The organism is Vibrio sp. 378, from assembly GCF_033339435.1.
The window spans coordinates 1-576 of record NZ_JAWOUO010000911.1 but is presented as its reverse complement, the minus strand read 5'-3'; the positions used below and the strand labels follow the sequence as shown (position 1 = coordinate 576).

At 43.9% G+C, this 576-nt stretch carries 2 protein-coding genes; one reads left to right on the top strand and one right to left on the bottom strand.

All coding sequences use genetic code 11. From position 1 onward, the window contains the following. Positions 1-255 (top strand): DUF3135 domain-containing protein (locus tag R7Q48_RS29560; RefSeq protein WP_318133933.1); only part of this gene is annotated, 255 nt, incomplete at its 5' end. A 40-nt stretch (positions 256-295) separates the two neighbouring features. Here the strand turns inward: R7Q48_RS29560 and R7Q48_RS29555 are convergent. Beyond that, the coding region (locus tag R7Q48_RS29555) for a DUF805 domain-containing protein (RefSeq protein WP_318133931.1) at positions 296-576 on the bottom strand (281 nt) is incomplete at its 5' end.

Here is a 576-nt window from a genome sequence, read left to right as displayed (position 1 = left end):
TTTGAACAATTTCGCCACGAGATGGCAAAAGAAATGATAGAAAGCGCATCAGAAATGATGCGACCACGCTTATGGGCTCAGCAAAGCCATATTGATCGTGTGATTCGCAACTGTAAAAACCCTCATCACACCAACGTCGTGCTAATGAATGAACTACAAAAACAAGTCACGAAGTTCAGAGAAGCATTACAAGGAAAAGCGACGTCGGTTAAGACAGACAACGTAGTCGCCTTCAACAGAAACGATTTCTACTGATGTGAGAGTCACACCTTAGGCAGACTCCCACATTCATAAATCACTGTGGCTCAGGACCGTATTTATTCGGGCCTGATGTGCCTTTCAAAAAACCACACTCAATCAAAATCCAAAGCCCACAAATTAATGAAATCGAAGCAATGAACAGCTGTGGCGTTGAAGGCTCTTGCGCCATTGGGCTTGTCATCGGCGTTGCGATGCGACCAATCACCAAAGGAATATTCAAGCCTAACCAGTAAATCGATTTGTTGCGGTCATGCCATCTCTTTGTCGTAATAGCCAAATCAGGAATGAGCAGTACCAACAAGAATATTGGCAGTA